At 34.7% G+C, this 22,419-nt stretch carries 25 protein-coding genes; 7 read left to right on the plus strand and 18 right to left on the minus strand.

The features are described from left to right. Window positions 1-884 precede the first annotated feature (884 nt). Entirely contained in the window at window positions 885-1,259 is a 375-nt protein-coding gene (locus ACQKNX_RS11200; protein WP_427429189.1) for a flagellin, read from the plus strand. A gap of 116 nt (window positions 1,260-1,375) precedes the next feature. On the opposite strand, the gene ACQKNX_RS11205 is transcribed toward ACQKNX_RS11200, so the two are convergent. Further along, a complete protein-coding gene (locus ACQKNX_RS11205) occupies window positions 1,376-2,560 on the minus strand; it encodes an MFS transporter (RefSeq protein ID WP_427428938.1) in 1,185 nt (394 codons plus the stop codon). A 109-nt stretch (window positions 2,561-2,669) separates the two neighbouring features. Between ACQKNX_RS11205 and ACQKNX_RS11210 the strand changes: the two genes are divergently transcribed. Further along, the gene (locus ACQKNX_RS11210; RefSeq protein WP_401009331.1) at window positions 2,670-3,059 is read left to right on the plus strand and encodes a winged helix-turn-helix transcriptional regulator; all 390 of its coding nucleotides are present in this window, start codon (window positions 2,670-2,672) and stop codon (window positions 3,057-3,059) included. Window positions 3,060-3,113: 54 nt separating this feature from the next. Here ACQKNX_RS11210 and ACQKNX_RS11215 read toward each other — a convergent pair whose 3' ends face one another. Continuing rightward, window positions 3,114-3,959, minus strand: coding sequence for an aldo/keto reductase (locus ACQKNX_RS11215; protein ID WP_427429190.1), 846 nt, complete (start codon window positions 3,957-3,959; stop codon window positions 3,114-3,116). Between the two features lie 374 nt (window positions 3,960-4,333). Here ACQKNX_RS11215 and ACQKNX_RS11220 point away from each other — a divergent pair, with 374 nt between their 5' ends. Beyond that, on the plus strand, window positions 4,334-4,705 hold the full coding sequence (locus ACQKNX_RS11220) for an RNA polymerase sigma factor (protein WP_427428939.1): 372 nt from the start codon (window positions 4,334-4,336) through the stop codon (window positions 4,703-4,705). A 203-nt stretch (window positions 4,706-4,908) separates the two neighbouring features. Here the strand turns inward: ACQKNX_RS11220 and ACQKNX_RS11225 are convergent, their stop codons facing one another. From ACQKNX_RS11225 to ACQKNX_RS11240, 4 genes are all read right to left on the minus strand, one after another. Then, window positions 4,909-5,580 carry a DUF554 domain-containing protein gene (locus ACQKNX_RS11225; RefSeq protein WP_427428940.1) on the minus strand — a complete coding sequence of 224 codons (672 nt, stop codon included), beginning with the start codon at window positions 5,578-5,580 and terminating at the stop codon, window positions 4,909-4,911. A gap of 62 nt (window positions 5,581-5,642) precedes the next feature. Then, window positions 5,643-6,461 (minus strand): MerR family transcriptional regulator, encoded by an 819-nt coding sequence (locus ACQKNX_RS11230; protein ID WP_427428941.1) that lies wholly within the window; start codon window positions 6,459-6,461, stop codon window positions 5,643-5,645. Between the two features lie 191 nt (window positions 6,462-6,652). Continuing rightward, window positions 6,653-6,880 carry a hypothetical protein gene (locus tag ACQKNX_RS11235; RefSeq protein ID WP_401009339.1) on the minus strand — a complete coding sequence of 76 codons (228 nt, stop codon included), beginning with the start codon at window positions 6,878-6,880 and terminating at the stop codon, window positions 6,653-6,655. Window positions 6,881-7,334: 454 nt separating this feature from the next. Further along, window positions 7,335-7,931 carry a hypothetical protein gene (locus ACQKNX_RS11240; protein WP_427428942.1) on the minus strand — a complete coding sequence of 199 codons (597 nt, stop codon included), beginning with the start codon at window positions 7,929-7,931 and terminating at the stop codon, window positions 7,335-7,337. 348 nt (window positions 7,932-8,279) lie between these two features. Between ACQKNX_RS11240 and ACQKNX_RS11245 the strand changes: the two genes are divergently transcribed. Beyond that, complete coding sequence (locus ACQKNX_RS11245) at window positions 8,280-9,662, plus strand: SMI1/KNR4 family protein (RefSeq protein WP_427428943.1); 1,383 nt, start codon at window positions 8,280-8,282, stop codon at window positions 9,660-9,662. A 361-nt stretch (window positions 9,663-10,023) separates the two neighbouring features. Here the strand turns inward: ACQKNX_RS11245 and ACQKNX_RS11250 are convergent, their stop codons facing one another. Continuing rightward, window positions 10,024-10,587 carry a flavodoxin family protein gene (locus ACQKNX_RS11250; protein WP_427428944.1) on the minus strand — a complete coding sequence of 188 codons (564 nt, stop codon included), beginning with the start codon at window positions 10,585-10,587 and terminating at the stop codon, window positions 10,024-10,026. A gap of 117 nt (window positions 10,588-10,704) precedes the next feature. On the opposite strand from ACQKNX_RS11250, the gene ACQKNX_RS11255 reads away from it, so the two are divergent. Both ACQKNX_RS11255 and ACQKNX_RS11260 read left to right on the plus strand, forming a co-directional pair. Next, complete coding sequence (locus tag ACQKNX_RS11255) at window positions 10,705-11,607, plus strand: LysR family transcriptional regulator (RefSeq protein ID WP_427428945.1); 903 nt, start codon at window positions 10,705-10,707, stop codon at window positions 11,605-11,607. Window positions 11,608-11,791: 184 nt separating this feature from the next. Then, window positions 11,792-12,283 carry a hypothetical protein gene (locus tag ACQKNX_RS11260; protein WP_427428946.1) on the plus strand — a complete coding sequence of 164 codons (492 nt, stop codon included), beginning with the start codon at window positions 11,792-11,794 and terminating at the stop codon, window positions 12,281-12,283. Between the two features lie 464 nt (window positions 12,284-12,747). Here ACQKNX_RS11260 and ACQKNX_RS11265 read toward each other — a convergent pair whose 3' ends face one another. The 4 genes from ACQKNX_RS11265 to ACQKNX_RS11280 form a co-directional block, all read right to left on the minus strand. Beyond that, window positions 12,748-13,791 carry a zinc-dependent alcohol dehydrogenase family protein gene (locus ACQKNX_RS11265; protein ID WP_427428947.1) on the minus strand — a complete coding sequence of 348 codons (1,044 nt, stop codon included), beginning with the start codon at window positions 13,789-13,791 and terminating at the stop codon, window positions 12,748-12,750. Between the two features lie 247 nt (window positions 13,792-14,038). Next, on the minus strand, window positions 14,039-14,272 hold the full coding sequence (locus tag ACQKNX_RS11270) for a hypothetical protein (protein WP_427428948.1): 234 nt from the start codon (window positions 14,270-14,272) through the stop codon (window positions 14,039-14,041). A 415-nt stretch (window positions 14,273-14,687) separates the two neighbouring features. Then, entirely contained in the window at window positions 14,688-15,341 is a 654-nt protein-coding gene (locus tag ACQKNX_RS11275; RefSeq protein WP_427428949.1) for a hypothetical protein, read from the minus strand. Between the two features lie 77 nt (window positions 15,342-15,418). Continuing rightward, a complete protein-coding gene (locus ACQKNX_RS11280) occupies window positions 15,419-15,679 on the minus strand; it encodes a transposase (RefSeq protein ID WP_427428950.1) in 261 nt (86 codons plus the stop codon). 388 nt (window positions 15,680-16,067) lie between these two features. On the opposite strand from ACQKNX_RS11280, the gene ACQKNX_RS11285 reads away from it, so the two are divergent. Then, entirely contained in the window at window positions 16,068-16,703 is a 636-nt protein-coding gene (locus ACQKNX_RS11285; RefSeq protein ID WP_427428951.1) for a TetR/AcrR family transcriptional regulator C-terminal domain-containing protein, read from the plus strand. A 96-nt stretch (window positions 16,704-16,799) separates the two neighbouring features. On the opposite strand, the gene ACQKNX_RS11290 is transcribed toward ACQKNX_RS11285, so the two are convergent. The 7 genes from ACQKNX_RS11290 to ACQKNX_RS11320 all read right to left on the minus strand — a co-directional run bounded on the left by ACQKNX_RS11290 (window position 16,800) and on the right by ACQKNX_RS11320 (window position 22,418). After that, complete coding sequence (locus ACQKNX_RS11290; RefSeq protein ID WP_427428952.1) at window positions 16,800-17,546, minus strand: SDR family NAD(P)-dependent oxidoreductase; 747 nt, start codon at window positions 17,544-17,546, stop codon at window positions 16,800-16,802. A 666-nt stretch (window positions 17,547-18,212) separates the two neighbouring features. After that, window positions 18,213-18,896 carry a peptidoglycan recognition protein family protein gene (locus ACQKNX_RS11295; protein WP_427428953.1) on the minus strand — a complete coding sequence of 228 codons (684 nt, stop codon included), beginning with the start codon at window positions 18,894-18,896 and terminating at the stop codon, window positions 18,213-18,215. Continuing rightward, complete coding sequence (locus ACQKNX_RS11300) at window positions 18,896-19,162, minus strand: holin (RefSeq protein WP_402763893.1); 267 nt, start codon at window positions 19,160-19,162, stop codon at window positions 18,896-18,898. The genes ACQKNX_RS11295 and ACQKNX_RS11300 overlap by 1 nt, the downstream gene beginning before the upstream one ends. Further along, the gene (locus ACQKNX_RS11305; protein WP_427428954.1) at window positions 19,162-19,461 is read right to left on the minus strand and encodes a BhlA/UviB family holin-like peptide; all 300 of its coding nucleotides are present in this window, start codon (window positions 19,459-19,461) and stop codon (window positions 19,162-19,164) included. Before ACQKNX_RS11305 ends, ACQKNX_RS11300 begins: the two co-directional genes overlap by 1 nt. Window positions 19,462-19,574: 113 nt before the next feature. Beyond that, the gene (locus ACQKNX_RS11310; protein ID WP_427428955.1) at window positions 19,575-19,724 is read right to left on the minus strand and encodes an XkdX family protein; all 150 of its coding nucleotides are present in this window, start codon (window positions 19,722-19,724) and stop codon (window positions 19,575-19,577) included. A gap of 1 nt (window position 19,725) precedes the next feature. After that, window positions 19,726-19,941, minus strand: a complete 216-nt coding sequence (locus ACQKNX_RS11315; protein WP_427428956.1) for a hypothetical protein — start codon at window positions 19,939-19,941, stop codon at window positions 19,726-19,728. Continuing rightward, window positions 19,941-22,418: a hypothetical protein gene (locus ACQKNX_RS11320; RefSeq protein WP_427428957.1), complete on the minus strand. Its 2,478-nt coding sequence runs from the start codon at window positions 22,416-22,418 to the stop codon at window positions 19,941-19,943. Before ACQKNX_RS11320 ends, ACQKNX_RS11315 begins: the two co-directional genes overlap by 1 nt. Window position 22,419 lies beyond the last annotated feature (1 nt).

Consider the following 22,419-nt stretch of genomic DNA (forward strand, 5'->3'; position numbering starts at 1 on the left):
ATGCTAGCATGTCCATTATTACACTCCCAGATGGAACTCAAGGATTTAATGATTATGAAAAAAATGAACATATTCATACAGAGACAACTACTATATATGATAAAACTACTGGAAGGACACTAGTTATTGACCCTAGATATAAAGAACTTGATATTATTAAAAATAGCACGATAGACAATATATCCTTTCAAACAAATTTAACTCCGACTGGAATTGTATTCGGACAGTATCCAGATTTCGGAACGTTGGATGACAGAACTATTAACATCGAGATAAATGGCGTTCAGCATACCCTAAAGGATTTTACTTTAGTAAGTTCAAGCATTATTGGAAACACAATTTCTGCAGTATATAGTAAGGATGGTATTGAAGTTGAAAAGCTTATATCAACAGATGGTGGATCTTTTAAAGCGGAATTTAAAGTTAGAAATAATTCAGGGAATGATGATACACAAATAAATGTTAGTACAAATTTGTCCACTAAATATGGGGCTTTTTATACACTTTCTTCAGACTCAGGAGTTCCAATTGGACAAACAGCTTCAAATACTGAAATACCTGACTCAGGAACAATCTTTAAATTATCAAATGAATTAGTGGATTATAATTTCTCATTTTTAAGCGGTGGAAGCTATGTTAAACCTGATTCATTAACAACAAATGGTCAATCGTTAACTTCTAATCTTGTACAATCATCTTGGGGAAGTAATGATTTTGATAACGGAGCTACCCTAGAATTTGGAATTGAATTAAGTGGTTTTAATTTTAAAAAAGACGTGTACTTACTTACCGATAGAGAAACAAGTACTATTGATTCAATAGTTGAAACAGTTACCACTACTATTAAAGATATAGACTATATACCTCGAAAACTTGAAATTCAAATGGGTGCTAATGAAAATCAGCATAGCTCGATTCCATTATTTAATGTTAAACCTGACGGGTTGGGGATAGAAAACTTAGGACTTCTTCCACCTAATACGCCAAGTGGGTCTTTATCTAGTTTAGACAAAGGTTTAGAAAAGATCACTAATTACAGATCTACATATGGCGCGATACAAAATCGACTCGAACATGCATATAATTTAGTGGTCAATACATCTGAAAATCTTCAAGCTGCTGAATCACGTATCCGTGACACAGATATGGCGAAAGAAATGATGAAATTCACAAAAGATAATATACTAATACAGGCTGCCCAAACAATGTTAGCACAATCGAATAAACAACCAGAAGTTATCTTACAATTACTTCAATAAAAAAAGAAGGCTAAATACTTAGTAGCCTTCTTTTTTCTATTTATACACTATATTTATATCTTTTAGGATTTACCTCAACTTCTCTCTCCCCATATACTTGAGGTTAAGAGCACTTACTATTTTTTCTTTCTATCGAAAAATAACCATACGAGTGTAACAATCGCTGCAAGCATCACCATTAAGAATCCGTACATGGGTGTATGCGCTAACGATTGATGGCGAATAATAAAGCCTCCAATATATGATCCTAGAAATATACCAATGTTAAACGCAGAAATATTTAATGCGGAAGCCATGGATATAGCTGATGGCACATATTTTTCAGACAGAATAACCGCATATAATTGCAAGCCTGGGACATTCATGAACATAAATAACCCCATGAGCAGTACCATGATTAATCCGAAAATTGGTGATTCAAGCGTAAAGCTAATGCCAAGTAATGCTAAGGCAAGCCCAACAAAAATAATAAAAAGTGAACGAAGAGGATTTTTATTAGCGAAATGACCGCCTAATGTATTACCAATCGCAACACAAATCCCATAGACAACTAAAATCACAACAACAGCATGTGGTGAGTATCCCATATATTGCTCTAAAATCGGTGAAACAAACGTATAAACAACAAAGACACCACCATAGCCAATTGCAGTAATGAAAAGTATTAATAACATGCGGATATTACCTAATACTTTGCCAATATCACGTAAAGAGATTGGATTGCCTTTCGATAATTGGCTAGGAACTAACATCGCATTACTAATTAAACCGATAATCCCAATTACGACAATAAAGATGAACGACATACGCCAGTCCATTACTTGTCCAATAAATGTACCTAGTGGGACACCTGTTACAGTAGCTAATGTTAAACCAGTAAACATAAAGGCAATAGCACTTGCTCGTTTATTTGGTTCGACTACTTCTGCTGCGATGACAGAGGCGATAGACATAAACACACCATGCGCTAATGCTGAAATAATGCGTCCTATAATTAGGATGGAGAAAATAGGTGCTAATGCTACTGTTAAATTACCAACTATAAATATGGCCATAACAAGCAATAAAACGGTTTTTCGATTGAGGCGTGATGTGAAAGCTGTTAATAATGGAGCTCCAATCGTTACACCTAGCGCATATATAGAAACGGTTAAGCCTGCTGTACTTAACGATATACCAAAGTTATCTTTAATTAACGGGAGAAGACCAACACTGATAAATTCAGTGGACCCTATACCAAATGCACTAATTGCAAGTGCTAGCAATGTTAATTTAGCATTTGGCTTTTTTAATTGTGACATACAAATACTATCTCCTTTGATTTTTCTTTGCATGTGTAGTAATATTCAGTACATACCTAAATGACCTATAGAGTACTTTTAGTTACTTTTGTATATTACGGAGGTTACAATGCAAAAATTATATAATATTGGTGTTGAAGCGACGCTTGAAGTAATCGGCGGTAAATGGAAACCGATTATTCTTTGTCATTTAAACCACCATGGTAAAATTCGAACAAATGAGTTTCGACGATTGATTCCAAAAATTTCACAAAAGATGCTTACAAGCCAATTACGAGAGTTAGAGCAAGCTGGACTAATCGATCGCAAGGTCTTTAATCAAGTACCGCCCAAAGTTGAATATTCCTTAACGCCTTATGGAGAAGGCATGGAACCTATTTTAAACATGCTTTGCACTTGGGGCGAAAATCATATTGAAGTATTACAGGAAAAAGGCGAAGATGTCGTTTTAAAACAACGCGATGAAGATATCGCTATCGCTATGCAGCAAACATCATAATGAGGGAAGAAAGAGACTGTCACACACTAGACAGTCTCTTTTCCTTTTTAATGCTTATAGCGCAAAGTCAAAGTCATCTGGGTTTGGTCCAACACGTTGTTCAAGGTTCATTGAATTGATAATAGCCATTTCTTCATCTATTAAATGAAAGTCAAAAATGTCCGCATTTTGCATCATGCGTTCTCTACGCACAGATTTTGGAATTGTAATCACTCCATTTTGGACATCCCAGCGCAATATAACTTGAGCAATTGATTTTCCATACTTTGTAGCGATTTTAGAAATTGTTTCATCTTCAAGAAGTCCGCCTTGCATTAAAGGTGCCCATGCTTCTAGTTGAATTTGGTGCTTGTTACAAAATGAACGAAGCTCCACTTGCTGTAAGCGTGGGTGGAATTCCACTTGATTGATAACAGGTTTAATACGAGCAAATGATAATAATTTTTCCAAGTGTGCTACAGTGAAGTTACATACGCCAATTGCTTTAATTTTGCCTTGTTCATATAAATCTTCAAGCGCTCTCCATGATTCAGCATACTGATCTCTACCTGGCCAATGAATAAGGTAAAGATCTAAATAATCTATCCCTAATTTTTGTAGACTCTCTTCATATGCAGCAATTGTTTCGTCATAGCTTAATCCGTCATTCCATACTTTTGATGTAATAAACAGCTCTTCACGACGTAAACCAGTAGATGCTAGCGCTAGTTTTATACCTTCCCCTACACCCGCTTCATTGCCATAAATTGCAGCAGTATCAATGCTTCGATATCCAACCTCTATAGCATTTTTAACCATCTCTGCTGTAGCATCATTCTCTACTTGAAAAACACCTAAACCCATACCAGGCATTTGTAGCCCGTTATTTAATGTGATTGTATCTTGTAAATGATTCATTATTTTTATTCCTCCAATATGTTTTACTTGATTGCTTTCTCATTATGTAGTCTCGAAAGAGTAAAAAAAAGTACGCACATTTTAGTTTCATAGTAACGTCGAGGTAACATTTGTGAGTTGGCAATGATTAGCCAAAAAATTTTTTTATCATTACAGGAGAAAATAAGGATAAGATCAGTGGGAAATACAATGAACTTCCCCACTAAATATTAAAAAAAATTAATTCTCAATGAAAAATACCAGTGTCCTCAGTTGTATTTAAAGTGAAAGGGGGTGGTGGGGTGCATCATTCTCTAGAGGTTCATGACGAATTGCATCGGGCACTGGACTTATATTCCAAGAGTCTGATTAAAGTGGCATTCGCCTAGTTAAAAAATGTGGCGGACGCTGAAGAAGTTGCACAGGAGGTATTTTTAACTTATTTGCAGAATTCCCCTGCATTAAACAACGATGAACATGAAAAAGCTTGGCTCATACGCACTACCATTAACAAAAGTAAAAATATGCAAAAAACCGGCTCAGCGGTGAATATTGAAGGGACGATTACTGAGGTCAATGCAAACAGCAATAGCTTTAAAATCGGTGATTTATGGGTAACGGTAACAAACAAAATCCAACTAGGGATTAAAGGGCTCCAACTGCAGCAAAACCATCAGAAGAACTATTGCAAAAAGAATTTAAAGTTGGAAACTTCATTTCGGGTTATACATCTCAAGATGTTACTGCTGGAAAAGTCACTGCCGACGTAATCTACAACAATATGGCTCCTGTAAAATAAGTGATTCTCGATACTACAAGATTTTTAATTCTAAGGAGATACTACCCTTCCTAAATAAGTTAGTTAAATAATGAATTTTAATGCATAAAACACACACCAATTTGGTTCATTACAAATTGGTGTGTGTTTTCTCTTTAAAAGTAGTTCAAGATTTCTTATCCATAATAAAAGCAATTAATGGATAAATAAAAATACAATTACTGGAATAAATAATGCTGGCAAAAGATTTAAAGTATTAAATTTTTTAATGCCCAAAATACTTAAACCTGACGCTAAAATTAATATACCTCCTATAATTGTCAATTCATTTAGAAGATCATTATTGATGGAGCTCCCCATTAAAATAGCAATTAAATAAATGGAACCTTGCCATACAAATAACACAATTCCTGATATAGCTATTCCAATACCAAATGTAGTTGCCAAAACGATCGAAGTAATGCCATCTAATATACCATTTGCAAGTAGATACGTATAATCTCCCTTTAATGCAGCCTCTATAGGACCTAATATAGATAATGTGCCAATACAAAATAATAAAATAGCAGTCGATAACCCTTCTGCTAAATTGCCTTTAGAATATTTATTAACTAAAGCATTAAATTTTGATTCCAAATTAAGTTTTTGGCCAATTAATCCCCCTATAGCTAAACTTACGATAAAAAGTACCGGATATTTGCTCGAAGGTAAATGTTGTACGAGTGCATTTATTCCTAACCCCATAGCAGCTAAGCCCATAGCTTGCATAAGGATATTATGATACTCATCTTTTATCCCATTTTTAAAGACGCTCCCAACAATGCTTCCGATTATTATCATCATTGTATTAAATATTGTTCCAAACATAATAATTTCTCCTTTAGAAAATTGTTCCTAAGTAAAAATTAAACCCTCCTGTATGGGGAGGGTCAACACTTTATTGGTATTTGAATTTCTGTCAGATAATCTTCTTTCCTTTCAGAAATATAATGGTCAATGATTGTCCTTTCAATGGAGTCTCCGATAATTTGAAACCCATTATCTTTTATACAATTCAGTAAGGATTTATAATGTTTAGGAGAATTATTATGATTTCCATTATAATAAATACACGCATACTTTCCTTCAGGAAGAGTTGTTACTAAAGGGCTTTGAATATCATCTTCCTCGACTAAAATAAAGATTGAGTTATATTCATTGAACTTGTTATTCAACAAATCACGAATACTAATCGTTAAACCGACTCCCCCAATAAATATAGAAGAATTCATATTGGATGAATTCTCTAGTTGTCGTAGAGAAACTTCCAGCTGAGGTTCTGAACTGATTTTTTCCATTAACCTTACTATCTTTCTCTCTTTTATTTCCTTTATGAATGGAACTTCTAATTCCTTTATTTCTTGTGCTAATTTTATATCCTTGATTCGATGTTGAAATCTGCGGTTAATTTGTTCCAGTTCTTTGATCTTTACTTCAGTTAATCGTTGCTGTTCCTCTAAGAGATGCAAAAAACCGTTGATATCCCTGTGATCCAGATGTTTTTTAATTTCCTTTAATGAAAAACCTAATTCCTTTAAATAATTTATAGTATTCACTTGTTCAAATTGTTCAGTCGAATAGTATCTATAACCGTTGCTACTATCTATATGTACAGGTTTTAATAAGTCAATTTCATCATAATATCTAAGAGTTTTAATGGTTGTATTATGAAGCTTAGCCATTTCTCCAATTGAAAATCTATTTTTCATGTAAATCTCCCTTTAAAAAACTTAATATTATCACTATCATACTCGATTATGTCCATTAGCCTACTAAAAATTATCTTTTCTAAAGCATGTTTAGCCTAACGTAGTACTACGTCACTCCCTGTCGTTGCCAGTGACTAACTTCATCATAATAAAAAGCCACTCCAAAAATGGATGTGACTTAATACATTAAATTAATCAAATGTTACAACGTCTTGTACTACCGATACCTTATAAACGTCTTTCGTACTAATTAATATCGTTTTATAATTTTCTGTTTCAGTAAATGAATACCAGGACTTTTCATTGAACCCATTAAAAATTTCTTCTACAAATGTTTCTTGTCCAATATTATTCTTGATTTTATATTCTTCTTCACGACTTTCGTTGAAGTGAAACTTTACTGTATATTCATAATCCATATGCCAACACCCCCCATCTACCTATATCATGGGACAAATGAGAATGAAGTAATCAACTAAAATTTTAAGAATAATAAAAAGGCACTTCGTAGTTGAAATGAGTAAGTTAATTACATATCAAGGCAAAATAAAAATGAGTGGGATGTAATATCAAACTCATAAGGCTCTTGTGCTTTCACTGAATGCGCTGCTCCTCTTTAATCTACCAAAAATACCTCGTTTGTTGTAAATGCCTCCATTATCTCCTGTTTGATTAAAACAGTGTAATGATTATTATTACAAAATGGATTTTCTTCATCTTCAATAAATATTTCAAATTTTACGAAATATATATGAAGTAATTACCTTTCCAAAAACCCCACTTAGGTCCTATATTGAAAAATTATTTGGGATAAATTTGCTTGAATTCGGTTATAAAAATAGCCTTACAAAACTAATTGTAAGGCTTTACTTTTTATATACTCGTTCCATCAGTAAAGATTATGGATTTAATTTTGTAGTTAAAAGTCATATTCTCAAATGGTAAATTATAAAAACGCATGTCTACATCTTTGAATTGATTTAAATCAACAGCAGTATTGAATTCCGTAGAATCATTTGCTCGAATAGTATCCCATTCATACTTTAAATCTAAAGTGTATACTAACTCATCAAACATATCATAAAAATATGTTTCTGCTATAAATCCTTTAATATCTTTATCTGTATGATTAATAAACTGCATAAAAAAATTTAACTCATATCCAAACACACTATTATCCATACTTGGATCTCTAGCTAAAACATCATTTAATTTCAATGTCAAATATGTATTTAAATGATTGTCTTCAGCAAACTCTTTTTTATTAGTAGTTTTCTCAACACTTTCTACTATATTATCTGGATTCGATGCATCTACTTTTCCCTCTTGATTTAGGCTCTCTACTTTTTCTTGTTCATGTTCAACTGTACTATCATTATCAACTTTCGCTTCTTCCTGATTACATGCTGATAGTATTAAAACATAAAATACACTTAGTAATAAAAACAACTTTATTTTACTTATTTTCACAATAATTCCTCCAATTATGTATTAATCTATATGGTAACACAATTAGGAAATTTCACTCAATAAAGAATAATATTTTTATAGTCAAATACCATAAATAAAAAATCAACATAATTCTAAATAACTATAAAAATAGAAAATATCATCCAAAATTCAATTATAATTTTCTCTAAACTTACCTCCAGTACTTTTAACGAACTAAACATGTATGGATAAAAATAATAAGCCTTACAACTAGTTGTAACATAAAGGAAAATTCTAGAATCCTTCATTTATAGATGTTACTATTTTAAGGTAGAGACCACCAGAAACTTATGTGGTTATTATTTAAATAATCAATTGGAGGTAGACATGGAACAAAGGCTTATTGATCAATTGACCGAGTGGCATGAAGTGGACGAACATCAGCGCATTATCGATACACTTTTAGCAATTCCTGAAGAAGAGCGAGACTATGAATTAATTAGCCTATTGGCTAGAGCCTATAACAATTCGGGGCTTTACGAAGAAGCGCTCCATCAATTTGATATAATTTCTGAGGCTGGCAAACTGGATTCTCTATGGCATTATCGGGTTGGCTTTGCTCTTTATCATTTAAACCGATATGAGGAAGCAGTTCAAGCTTTCAACATGTGTGATCAATTGGAGCCTGGTGTTCAAAGTACGGAATACTTTTTGAGACAGTGTACTCATAAAGCGAAGAAGCAACAAAGAGAAGAACTTCGGCTTGCTAAAAAGAAAGCTTCGTTAGCGCATGGTGGCTTCGTAGAAAAAAAGATTCCTTTTTCAGACATGTCTTTAACCGATTTCTGGGAAGACAGCGAGTATGCAAGGACATCCTATCAATGTGATCCCCCGACGGATGAACTAATTGATTCTATAGAAAAGGAACTTGGCTATAAGCTCCCCTCCTCTTATATTTATCTCATGAAGCAGCAAAATGGTGGGGTGCCAGTGAACACTTGCTTTCCAACAGAGGACCCTACATCCTGGGCTGAGGATCATATTGCCATTACCGGTATTATGGGTATTGGGCGCGAGAAAAGCTATTCCCTGTGCGGAGATCTGGGCAGTCCGTTTATGATTGAAGAATGGGGATATCCAGACATTGGAGTAGTAATCTGTGATTGTCCCTCAGCCGGTCATGATGTCGTCATGTTAGACTATCGAGCATGCGGTAGAGATGGTGAACCTGAAGTTATTCATGTCGATCAAGAAGATGATTATGAGATTACCTTCCTTGCCGAAAATTTTGAAGAGTTTATTAGAGGCTTAGTGAGCGAAGAACAATATGATACTTCTGAGGAAGACAAAGAAGAAGCCCTCGATAAAGTAGCTCACGGCAAATTTTCTCCTCTGCTAGAGGAGTTGCGCTCTCAGGTAACTGAAGTGGCTCAGGTGGAACAAAAAATTCGCAACATATGTACACGAATTGTCGAAGAGAAAGGCCATTTTAGTTTTCATGCAGATGAATTATCCTATGACATGTATGATGTGCAGTTTTGGTTATATACCAAGTCGTATCCAGGCACTAATTACGATCAATATGTATCCATTTATCAGAACATCATCGCATTTGGCGGGGAATTTGGACAAGGCGGATATGCCCCTGCCTTTATTACTGATTGGCTTGATCAACGCATGAAAGAGGGTCGAATCGTCCAACATCACGGGAATATTCACTTTACCGATTCTTATATAGAAGAATTAATTAATAAGTTAAAAGATGCCTGAGCAAAGAGCTCGCTTTTAAAGCGGGCTCTTCTTCTTATAATTCCTTATGGGTCTTTATCATTCATTGTTCAACGGTAGTTATGCTGATATACCGTTGCTGTAATCCTGTCTTTTGGACTTATAAGATAATCAGGTTCCTGATTATAGAGGTTCCAGATAAGGACGCCATGATTGTCGAGCTATATATATATCGTGCTATAGCCTTCACATAAGTCGCAGGTTTTCACCTACAGTTTTTCCATCAGAAGAAGTGGATTAGTAGTTAATAAAATGTAGGAAGTTCAGTTTGGACCGCTATTTCACAGTTCATTCAAGCGGTTATATCCTCTATTCCAGCCTGGCAATATCTCATTTACTTCATTTACTCCCCTTCCTTATAAAGCAGTGACTTTATATTTTCATTCAACAAAGCAGCTTGTGATAATGCGGATTTATCATCCATGATTTCGCCAGGTTTATTTGCTTCCCCAATAATATATGACCATAATGACATTTCTAAAAATTCAAATGTGTATTGAAACTGCTGAATAAGTGGTAAGCCCTTGATTCTCGGTTTATCACCACCTACGATTACGACGATTGTTCGTATTTTTTTTAATCGTTCTTTTAAATCAGGGAAACGATTATCTCGTATTGATTGGCTAAATCGGTCAACCATGTTTTTCATTATTCCCGACATGCTGTACCAATAAATTGGCGTTGCAAAAATTACAATGTCGCTATTTTGTAATTCCTCAATCACATTATCATAATCATCTTTAATTACTTGAAAACCATCTTTTGTATGACGTAAATCTTCAATTGGTCTAATATCTAAATCTTTTAAATAAATTTTTTTATGCGTAATATCTTTCAGTACTATATCTGTTAATAGCTCACTATTTCCGCCATTCCTTGAACTTCCAATAAAAGTTACAATTTTCATGTTTCATACCCCTATCTATCCTTATTTAATAATTATAGTATATAATTACGTAACCTATCGATAAAGCTGAACAAACCGATTGAATCAATCGTAAATTTCGATTTAGGGGTGAAATAGATGGAAATTAAACATTTACAAACATTTTTAACCGCAGCAAAGACGTTAAACTTTACTCAAACTGCCAAGATATTAGATTACGCACAATCAAGTATTACCGCACAAATAAAATCATTAGAAGATGAGCTAGGAACAACATTATTTGAGCGATTAGGCAAACGAATATACCTTACTAAAGCAGGAATAGAATTAACACAATATGCCAAAAAAATAATTCAGCTTGACGTAGAAATGCGGTATGCAGTAACAGGTGATAGCGAATTAAACGCATTTTTAACAATAGGTGCTCAAGAAAGTCAATGCACATATCGACTACCGAGAATACTAAGGGCATTTAAACAGCTACATCCTCAAGTGGAACTAATCTTTAAACCAGTCCATGCGAGTGAAATCGCAAAGAACCTACTCCAAACTGATCATTTAGACTTGGCATTCATCACCGATACTCGAAAAATAATGTCAACAATCTATACTGAAACGTTACTAGAAGAGGATTTAGTGTTAGTTGTATCCCCAACCCATCATTTGAAACTTACAGAAAAGCTAACATTAGAAGAAATAGCACAAGAAACGATATTATTAACTGAAAAAGGCTGTTCTTACCGAACACAATTTGAAAATAAACTACAGCAGGAAGGGATATTTCCAAGGCATGTCATTGAATTTGTCAGTATAGAAGCTATAAAACAATGTGTTATAGCAGAATTAGGTATTTCTCTACTTCCTAAAATGGTAGTAGAAAAAGAGCTTATTAGTGGAACACTAATAGAACTACCAATCCCTTTAAACTTAAACCCAATTTATACAGAAATAGCTTGGCACAAGGATAAAAATATACCGCCTTACTTAAATGATTTTATTCAAATTGTTCGCCAAGAATATAAAAGCTTCTATAAAAAATAGGATAGATTCTAACTGCTCAGGCTAGTTAATGTTCACTCAAAGTACCGTAATCATTTGAAACTACAAGAAAAAGAATCTATTTCGTAATTAGATAGAGGTCTTAATAACCTTGGAAATAAGAAGATGGTATGCTTGAAGCAACCTTGAAAAACAAGTTGTAAGCTCAAGAATGGAGGTAGGTTATTTGGACGAAACAAACGCATATTTGGAAACATATTTTAATACAAAGGATATTGCAAAACGTAATAGCTTATTAAAGCAATTAGTATTTGACTTGCCAGAGGACGGGGAGGATTTTTTTCTAAAAGTATATAAAAAAGAACGATATTTGGATATGCGACTTACTGCCATTCGAGGATATGCTGCTTTTGCAAGCGAAGAAGAAGTTGCACTTTTAATGAATAAGATGTTGGAAATCTTAAAAAAGCGTCCAAAAAGTACACCATATAATTATCAGGAATATGAAATTTTACGATCAGCTTTTTTGATACCCTACCTGCAAGAAAAATATCCTTATGATTGTTTTAAAAAATTTAATGAACAGTTAGAGAAACAGTATGATGCCATGCCCGAAGTGTTCAAAGGCATTTTCACATGTGACGATAAAGGTGAACATATCCAACTAATTTCCCCAACGGTTGTACGGAAAAATATTGAAAACTTCCTACGTGGGTGAAACATTGCACTAATAAATAGTCCACTGAGCCGACTTTTTGGGCAATCTGTTCGCATATTTCTAAAGAAAATACTTTTGCCCCGCTATCACTTGGTATCCATGATTACTTCTAAACATTCACTCTTATTAAGTTATCAGGTGCGTTTATTTAATAAGAATGGGACTTGCATGTTTGAGTTATTCGCAACTATGCAAGTCCTTTTTATTCGTAACACAACTGACCCTGTACGTAAAGTAAGGTGGCGTAACAACTGTGTCCATGTTTCCTGGTCGACTACTATCCGACGGCAAAGAAGGCAGTGGTTATAGCTATTTATATTTTTTATATTTATATGGTACTTAGCTAATTAAGAAAAATCTATATTTATTTAGCCACCTTGCGGGCACCTTTTCCAATACTTTTACTACAAATTTATGGAGTTTGAACCCACTATACTCGAAAGACTTACTATGTTAATTCTTCATTATTCAAAATCTATAATAATTTTTAATGCATTTTCTTTCGCGGCATTCGCAAATGTTTCATAAGCTTCAATCATATTATCAAATTTGAAACGATGTGTTGCTAATCCCTCTGGCTTAATCTTTCCTGTTTCCAAAGTTTTTAGTAGCATTGGTGTTGTGCTTGTAGATACTAAGCCTGTAGAAATTGTAACATTACGAATCCATAAATCTTGTAATTGTAGATCGACAGCTTTGCCATGCACACCAATATTAGCTAAACGGCCTCCAGGTGATAAAATACGTTGGCAAATATCGAATGTTGCTGGATAGCCTACAGCTTCGATTGCAACGTCCACGCCACGGCCATCCGTCATATCAAAAATTTTATCAATGGCAGCTTGCGCATCGCGTGAATTAATTGTATCAGTCGCACCGAATTTCTTGGATTCTTCTAAACGGTTGTCATCTAAATCAATCATAATGATTTTGGAAGGAGAATAAAATTGCGAAGTTAATAATGCAGACATCCCGATTGGACCCGCACCGACGATAGCTACTACATCACCAGGAGATACTTGTCCATTTAATACGCCTATTTCCAAACCAGTTGGTAAAATATCAGAAATCATGACAGCTGCATCATCTGAAATCCCTTTAGGAATGTGATAAAGAGAATTATCTGCATGTGGTATATGAACATATTCCGCTTGAGTACCATTGATTAAGTGACCTAAAATCCAGCCACCATCTTCACAGTGTGCATATAATGATTTTTTACAATAATGACATTTACCACATGAAGTCACGCAAGAAATAATGACTCTATCGCCAACTTTGAAGTTTGATACGCCTGCGCCTACCTCTTCTACGATTCCGATACCTTCATGACCTAAAATTGTCCCCTCTTTAACGGCAGGTACATCTCCGCCCAAAATGTGTAAATCCGTACCACAAATTGTTGTTTTTACAAGACGAACAACTGCATCGCCGTCTTTCACTACACGTGGTTTTTCAACTTCACGCAGTTCCTTTTTACCTGGTCCTGCAAATACAAGTGCTTTCATTTAGAATGTCTCCTCTCTCAATAGAATTTGATGTTTAGGCATACAAAATCCTAATACACCATAAATATAATTAATTTTTCAGAAAACGTCAATCATTTGGACATTTTTAAATTAACTTTTATAACATCATATAAAGCCTAACAAAATAAGCTTCCTTAAATGGCATCATATATACCAAGTAAGGAAGCTTTCATCTTCTCATTTTGTTCATTTTAAATAGCGGATAGAAGCATGACCTCTACTCAGTCTATTTTACCCAAACTTTATATCTTCTATCATTATCTATTGTCATTTCTGCAAAAACTCTGAATTCATTCATCTGAGCAAGTCTAAAAGCTAAGGAATAAGCAATTTTATAATCTGGTGTGTCATAACCATCATACAGTCTTGCATAAATTTCATTTCCTATTGAATCGGCCCATACTTCTGCTTCGTATAAACTATCAAATATAATATTTTCTCGTTTCCATTTAAGTGGCATCTTTTATCCTTCTATCTAGTAAATTTATTTTACTGCACATTCAAGGAAAATCAGTATAGTATTTTTAACACCGTAGATTGTCCCCTTTTTATCAGTAAGTACATCACCTAAGAAATGTAAGTCCATCCCAAAAAGGTTACAAACCGAACAACTCCATCGCTATCTTTCACTACACATTATTTGTCTACTTCAGGGAATTTTATTTTTTCCTGGTCGTGCAAATAACATCACTTTCATTTAGAATTCTCCTTCCTAATAGATTTGTAGATTTAATATAATTAACTTTTCAGAAAACATCAATCATTTGGACATTTTTAAATTAATTTTTATAACATCATATAAAGCCTAACAAAATAAGCTTCCTTACATGGCATCATATATACCAAGTAAGGAAGCTTTCATCTTCTCATTATGTTCATTTTAAATAGCGGATAGAAGCATGACCTCGCCGCAGTCGATTTTCCGTACCCGTTAAAAACGGCACAATTGCTTGTAAACATTCCTCATCATACAAATAATCTTTATAAACAATTGGTGGTAGTAACAATTCGTTTTCTTTACTTGCTTCTTTGCAGTGCTCAATAAACGCTGGTTGCATGCTTGTATACAATAAGACTGGTATTGCAAATTGGGCATACGCTTTCTGTAGTGCCTCCACAACTAAGCTTTCGCTCATTGATGGATCAAAGCTAAAGCCAATTAACTTCTTTGTATGTACATCTATAATAGATGACATATAAACCATCCCTTGATGCCACGTTGGTACATAACTCACATTGATTACCCACTTTTCGTTCGCTCTTGTTGTTTCAAATCCCATATTTACTATTGGCTCCTGCACTTCTACTACTTGTGCTTCGTTAGCTTTTTTTAACACCCGCTGTACTTTCCGCAAACTCCCCTGAAAGCCTCGCTTTTTTAATCTGTCATATAGCTGTGCACCATTGTAAAGTTGTCCATCTTCAATAAAAATCTGCTCAATTTCCTCTAATAATACCTCTGATGCTGACTTTGTAGGTATGACTTTTGCATTTTTTTGCAATGCGCTGTAATAAGTGCTTTTCGGCAAGCCTAGTATCTCACAAAGTACTTTAACAGCATATTTTTCACTTTCTCGTTCAATATAGTGAATTATATCTGTTTCAGCTATTTGGATGCGAATATGGTTATAGCCTTTTTTAAAATATCAACCTCTTGCTTTAAGCGCTCGTTTTCTTTTTGCACGCTTAATACCTCTGCCTTTGTCATGTCCACCATCCCATCAACAGGTGCATATAGTTTAATCCATTTATAAATCGTAACTTCTGATATACCATATTCGCTTGATAATTTACTTACAGCGGTGCCGAGGCGATATTGTTTAACAATTTCTAATTTAAAATCTGGTGAATTTTGTTTTTTCCCCATTGTGAGCCCCCTCATTTTCTATTTATCATAGTACCTAGTCATATTTATGTCTAGATAAGATAATAACCACCGTTTAGTTTATCTTCCAATTATTATCATTATATTTTAATTCCTATACTGACTTCATTTTGACATAGATAAGTAATTGTCTTTTTTATCATTCCTATGCATAATTGTAGTAACGAAGTATTATTTTTGGGAATAATACAAGTCCATCGACTAGCAGAGGTTGATGAGGTATATTATGTAAAGTAGCTACTGAACAATTTTTCTTAATAAACATTAAGAAGTCCTGATAATGTAATTGAAGAGCATCGTTGTGCTGCGGGATTTCACAAATATTAAAAAAATTTCAAAACATAATCTAATAGTAAAGGGATAGAAATTCATGACAAGACAAAAAATCGATCCACGTGTAATTAGAACTAGAAGGTTATTAAAGCAGGCATTAATTGAACTAATGGAAGAACAAGCCTTTGAGGAAATTAAGGTCCAAGATATTTCTGACCGAGCAACAGTAAAACGTGTTACCTTTTATCTTCACTATAAAGATAAGAATGAGCTTATGGTACAATGTATCGATGAAATTTTAAGTGATTTGCGTGAGAAAGTAAGTGTCAAAATATCACTTTTAGATAACTTTGATTATTTAGAAGAATACCCTCATCCAAGTTTTGTTCAATTATTTCAACATATTGCAGAAAATTTCTCTTTTTATAAAGCCTTCCTTGTTACTAACCGCATTCCTTATTTAGCTTCGGGACTTTTAGAAATTATACATGAGTTTGTTTCTGAAGGGATTAACCAAATCGAACCTAGTGAGCAAAATCTTACAGCTAAAAGAGATTTAATAATCAAATATGTGGAATCTGCCTTTTTGGAAGTTATTATATGGTGGATTAAAAATAACCTGCCTTATTCAGAACATGAAATGGCTTTTCAATTAATGAATTTGTCTATTAAAGGGCCTTACAAACATAATCCTCTGAAAAACAGAGAAGAATCGCTCGCTGAAAATGAGTAAAATAAAAAGCCGCTCAACTAAATGATCGACTTTTTACTTGATTTGTAGTTTAAAAAGTAGTTATTGTTTTTCTTTATAGCACATGTGCCACCAGCTTTAAATGGCTGTCCAACCTCCATCAATAACTAATTCCGCTCCGGTCATGAAACGTGATTCATCAGATGCAAGGAATAGTACTCCGTAAGCAACATCTTCTGGGTTTCCGAAATAAGGAAGCTGAGTGAACGTTTGATAGAATGGTAAAGCATCCTTAAAGGAATCAGCAGTCATAGGTGTCTCAATAATACCAGGGTGAACGGAATTTACTCTTATTTTATCTTTTCCATATTCTACAGCAGCTGATTTAGATAAAGAGCGTAATGCCCCTTTTGCAGCTGTGTATGGACTTGATCCAGCCATACCCACTATCCCACCAATAGATGAAATATTAATTAAAGAACCACCACCGGCTTTTTGCATCTCTGGAATTACATATTTCATCCCAAGAACACAGCCGTTTAAATTAATATCCATTACTTTGTTCCATTCATCCATTTCCATTTGAGTCATCGTTTTTGGACTGGCAACTCCAGCATTATTAACTAGTACATCTACCTTACCGTAATGGTTTAATGCTTCCTGAATAACATTTTTCCACTCTTCCTCAGATGTAACATTATGCTTTAATCCAATTGCATCTCCGCCGTTTTCTTTAATTTCACGAATTACCTCTTTTAATAAATCATCTCTAATATCCGTTGCGACTACATTTGCTCCTTCACTTGCGAATAGCTTAGCTTCCGACGCTCCCATCCCTAGTGCTGCACCAGTGATAATTGCTACTTTACCTGTTAAACGTCCCATTATAATCATCCTTTTCAAAATTATATATTCATCTCAAACTTTTAAAAAATAGCTTTTACAAAAATACTTCATGCATACCTAGGATATTCACATTATACATTACATATATATATATTGTGAAGTTATTTACACCGTGTTAATTAAATATTATTTTGAAACATGATTATTGACCACCGATACAAGTGACTGCATGTTTTGTACAGGTCGCTTATATACTAGTCTTTTGGTTATTCATATACGTAGTTAGGTTTTGATAGAAATGAACTTTCATAGCAAACAGCCCTTTCTACGAACATTTTTAAAATGATTAAAAAAGAATTGATTGATTAATAAAAATTAATGAACTAAAGGTAACCAGTAATTTGGTCGGCTAATTGTATGTGAATAGTTACACTTAAATTTTTTGAAGCTTAGTTCAATAACAGTCATGAAACGACTTAGTAGTACTTTTTTTGTATTTCATTTTCTATCGTTTTCAAGCTTATTCTCAAAAAAGGAAAAACGCTCCAAACCTTTGAAACTAAAGGATTTGAAGCGCTTTTCAGTTGTTCAAACTTAATCTAGCTGAACCTTACATTTACTTGTTTCAATACAGAACATTAGTTCTTAATTTAGAAATAAAAAAAGACCAGGCTCACATATTTTGTGAAAACCTGGTTTTATAGTTTACAAAGTACGTTTTACAACTGAAATTAATAAACCCAAAGCCTCGCCATCCGTCATTGAACCAATTCGTTCGCTATGGTCCACCTTTAAAATTCCTTTTTGATACGTTTCTTTTAGCAACCCTTTCAAATCCTCTTTAGCTGTTGACGTTAATGTGTTAGTCACTTTTGATTCCTCCGTTTGTTGAATAATTGTAGTTGGCTTCAAAGATTCTTCAATTCGTTTTAAAAAGCTAATCCAACGATTTTCACTTAAAATTCGATGCGGACAGTATTTTCCGTTCCAATCTTGATGTTTTTTTACACGTTCTATGCCCCATCCATATTGTTTTAGTAACGAGGCTATATAGTGCACTGCATTTTCCTCAGCAGCAGCATAACGTGGTCCTCCACTTTTGCTATAACATATTTCAATACCAATTGATTTACGGTTACCGTTACCTTGACCATCTCCACAATGCCAACCGTTACGATTGAACGGGATTGCTTGAATTGCTTCTACATCATCAATGGCAACGTGATAGGATACCTGATTATTGTTAGTTATCATGTATTTAATTTCATTGGCTGCAGATGCATCATTGGCCGTGTTGTGTACTGTAATATACTGTGGTGTCATGATGTAAGGTGCTTTTATTGGATATTTAATTGATGGTAATAAATTTTGTTTTAAAGTGTAAGGCATTATTGCTGTCCTTCTTTTTTAGCCGCCTTTAATAAATCAAATGTTCCCGAGGCTGTTAGACCAGCAACAAAGCCAGACATTAGCATGGCATATGGTGGATACTCAGATAACGGCCAACAAACTAAGCCAATAAAAATACCAATCACTACCGATGTGATTGGCATGTATTGTGTATTAATTTTAAATGTCTTCTTCAGTACTTCTGCTACAGCTAGTACGATAGCCACCATTACGATTGCAATCATAAAAATGTTTGTTAAATCCATTATTCATCATCCTTTTCATCGTTTTTATTTTGCAGCGAATGTTTTTCAATACGATCGACACGACCTTCCAATATATTCAACGATCTATTCATGCCTTCAAGGGCGATTGCTGTTCTTTCCTGCGATTCATTAGACCGTTCCAAGTGATCCATTAATTTATTTTCCCGTTCTTCCGCTCGGTCCATCAAATTATCATTTTTGCTTATTAAATAGCGAAATGCTCCAAACGCTATAATTAAACAAGCTATTGCCCAAACTGCTTGGCTTGTAGCAATTTCATTTACTGCAGCTACACCCATTCCATCACATTCCTTTGTTATTCAAGTAAAATAAAAAGCTATGAGATGTATCGAGAAACAGAACAAGTACTGTTATCTCGTTTACTCTCACAGCATAAAAAATAACGCTAAGCTTATGCTTGCGTTTTCGTTGGTGAATATTTATCGCCTGTAATCTCTTTATAGTGTTCTGCTGTTATCTTCCCAGCCACAACAGCATCCCCAACCATTTCCTTCGTCCAGTATTTAGGGTAAAAGCCATTAATCATTTTTAACCAATCCATTTCACAAAACCCCTTTCATCATCAGTTGATATGTTAAATCTGCTTGATTACTATTTAATTCTTCTATTCTTAAATCCTTCATAACTGATTCATACGCTAATTGAGCATTAGTAGCTTCTAATCGATCCGTTTTTTCTTCTGGCGTTTCTTCGAGTCCGAATTTCTTCCTATCGCCTAATGTACCGTCTGAGTTTCGTATTTTATATTGAAATGCCATTAGTCCACCGCCCCTGAAATTAGATGTATTTTGTGATTAAATGATAAATCTGTACGTGATGACGTGATTTTAAGAATGATATTTTGCTTCGCTTCTAACCCCTCATATTCAAAAGTATCCTCCACTAAACCTTGGTGAACTGGTGCTGTGTTTACGGGCGTTAAAGTTTCATACTGTTCTTGCTCATCACTTACAGTCATGGATAGCTCAACTTTTATATCCAATGCCTCATCGCGCTGTATAAATAATAAAACACCCTTTGCAGATCCCTTAGGTGGCTCAATTTTATACCGAGCGACGGATTGCAAAATTGGTGTTTTCAATTCTTTTTTATTAAGTGTTACAGTCTTGCTAGTCTTTGCTCCGTAGTTATCAATTACCTCAATCACAATCGTATTTTGACCAACTACAAGCTGCGAAAGTGCTAAATCAAATTCCCAAGCTCCACCCGAGCCACTGTAGATTTCAACAGCATTTCCAGCATTAATGCGGCTAGTTACTTTAAGCGTAGAATTTGCGTCCTGGTCGGAGGCTGTACCACTGATTTTAAACTTGTCCGCATCAACTACACCAGAAGGTACAACAGCATCTACAGATAACAAAGGCGCTCGGTTAGGTACAACGTAGAAAGTACGTTCAACAATAGCAGATGACGCTTTCTCGCTATCCTCAGCCCATACTTTTAGCATATGTGCTACACCGTCAGCAAGTACTCCTGTAAGTGCTGTTTCTCCATCGTAAATTTTGCCACCTTTAAAGGTTATCTGTTTAGATAATGAGATTTGTGTTTGGCTTAGGTTTGTTGCTAATACCTTTCTAGGCTCATTGTTAATTTGATAATAAACGGTAACTGATTGGTCTGCATCAGTATCAAAAGCTGTACCAGCAATATTTAATATGTCATTTTCATATAGTGTTGCTTTATCCCCAGGACCAGTTAAGGTTATTGTTGGCGCAACGTTATGTTCTATTTCAAATGGTTCAGAGTATACATAATCAGAATATACATTACTTGTATTTTTTGCTCGCACACGTAATTCTAAGGTTTTAAGTGCCTTATCTGTCGTAGTTGTAAAACTACGAGTGAGCGTGTTGTTATAAGCTAACGGTGTCCATGTGCCTATGCTATTATATCGATAATCTACTTCATAAAGTGATAGGTTAGGCGCAGTTGATGCCCCGAAAATGATACTAGCAACCTCGTAAGGTTTGAATATCTTACCCTGTATTGGAGCTGTAATTAGTGCTGGCGGTGCAATAGATTGGCTAACTCGTGATCCTCTGACATACCAATATCCATCACCGTTTCTTGTATTATTTTGATACGAATTGAGTTCACCAACTAAATTATTTTGCACTAATGAGCTTTGTTGGAAATGAGAAAACTCCTGTTTCTCAGTAATTTTATCGCTCCATTGTTCTGTTCCTGAAACTCCATAGTATTGAACGGAACTCGGTATAAACTTTGAAATAAATTTTTGTTCATTTGTATATTTCAGAATAAGGTAATAGGTACTCCCTGATCGTAGATATTTGGGAGGATAGGTTTCAGATGTTGTATCTGCATCTCCAATCTTAACTGTTATTTTAGAGCCACTACCGATTGGAATGCCGTTATTATCAAAAGAGAATGATGTATAAAAATCGACTACTGATAAATGTATATTGTAATCATAATAGTTAGGCTGCAGCCACGATTCTACTGAATATGTTTTAGTATAGATAGATTGAGCATTGTACTTGTTCCAATAATATTTAGGTTGCGTAACAGTATACGGACTACTTTCACAATACGTACTTTCTAACCCTTCTGTATCAACAGCTTTTACACGCATTTTCAAGCTTGATGCAGTTGGAACTGTATAAGTAAAGCTTGGAGTTGCTGTTTCCCCGACTTTTGAATAAGCAGCACTATTTATAGATACTTCCCAAATGTATTTTGATAAATTACCTTCTGCGTCGGATGAAGAACCTATTGTGAATACTTTCTGATCTCCGGTTTCTAACGTTCCTAATGGTTGTGTAAATGCGCCTGGCGTTGTTGGTGCTGTATTTACCTTTACTCCTTTCACGTACCAATAGCCGTCCGTATGGCGTCCGTTTGCCGGGTAGGTCCCTTCCTCCGCTGGAATCCTACTTTGTATCAGAGCACCTTTTGAGTAGTTTGTACCTGTCTCTACTTGTTTAGCGACTCCCAAGTATTCATCCATAACGCTCCACTCACCGCTTGCGATGTATCTACATAGCCATGTACCAGAACCAGAAAACGCGTAAACAGTACCATTTTTCTTTACACTTTCACCTATAGTTTGAACGGAACCTGTCAGCGTGATTTTCCCAGAACTATCTATATTGTAATCAGTGTTTCCGGTAGCTTCCCCACCGCCAAAATTAGCGGTCGGTTTGCCCCAACTTATTTGCCATGTCATCACAGGTGTACCTATCGTCGTAAACCTGTCGTAATAATATTGAACCATC

The sequence above is a fragment of the Lysinibacillus sp. NPDC093712 genome (assembly GCF_050280025.1).
GTDB lineage: Bacteria > Bacillota > Bacilli > Bacillales_A > Planococcaceae > Lysinibacillus.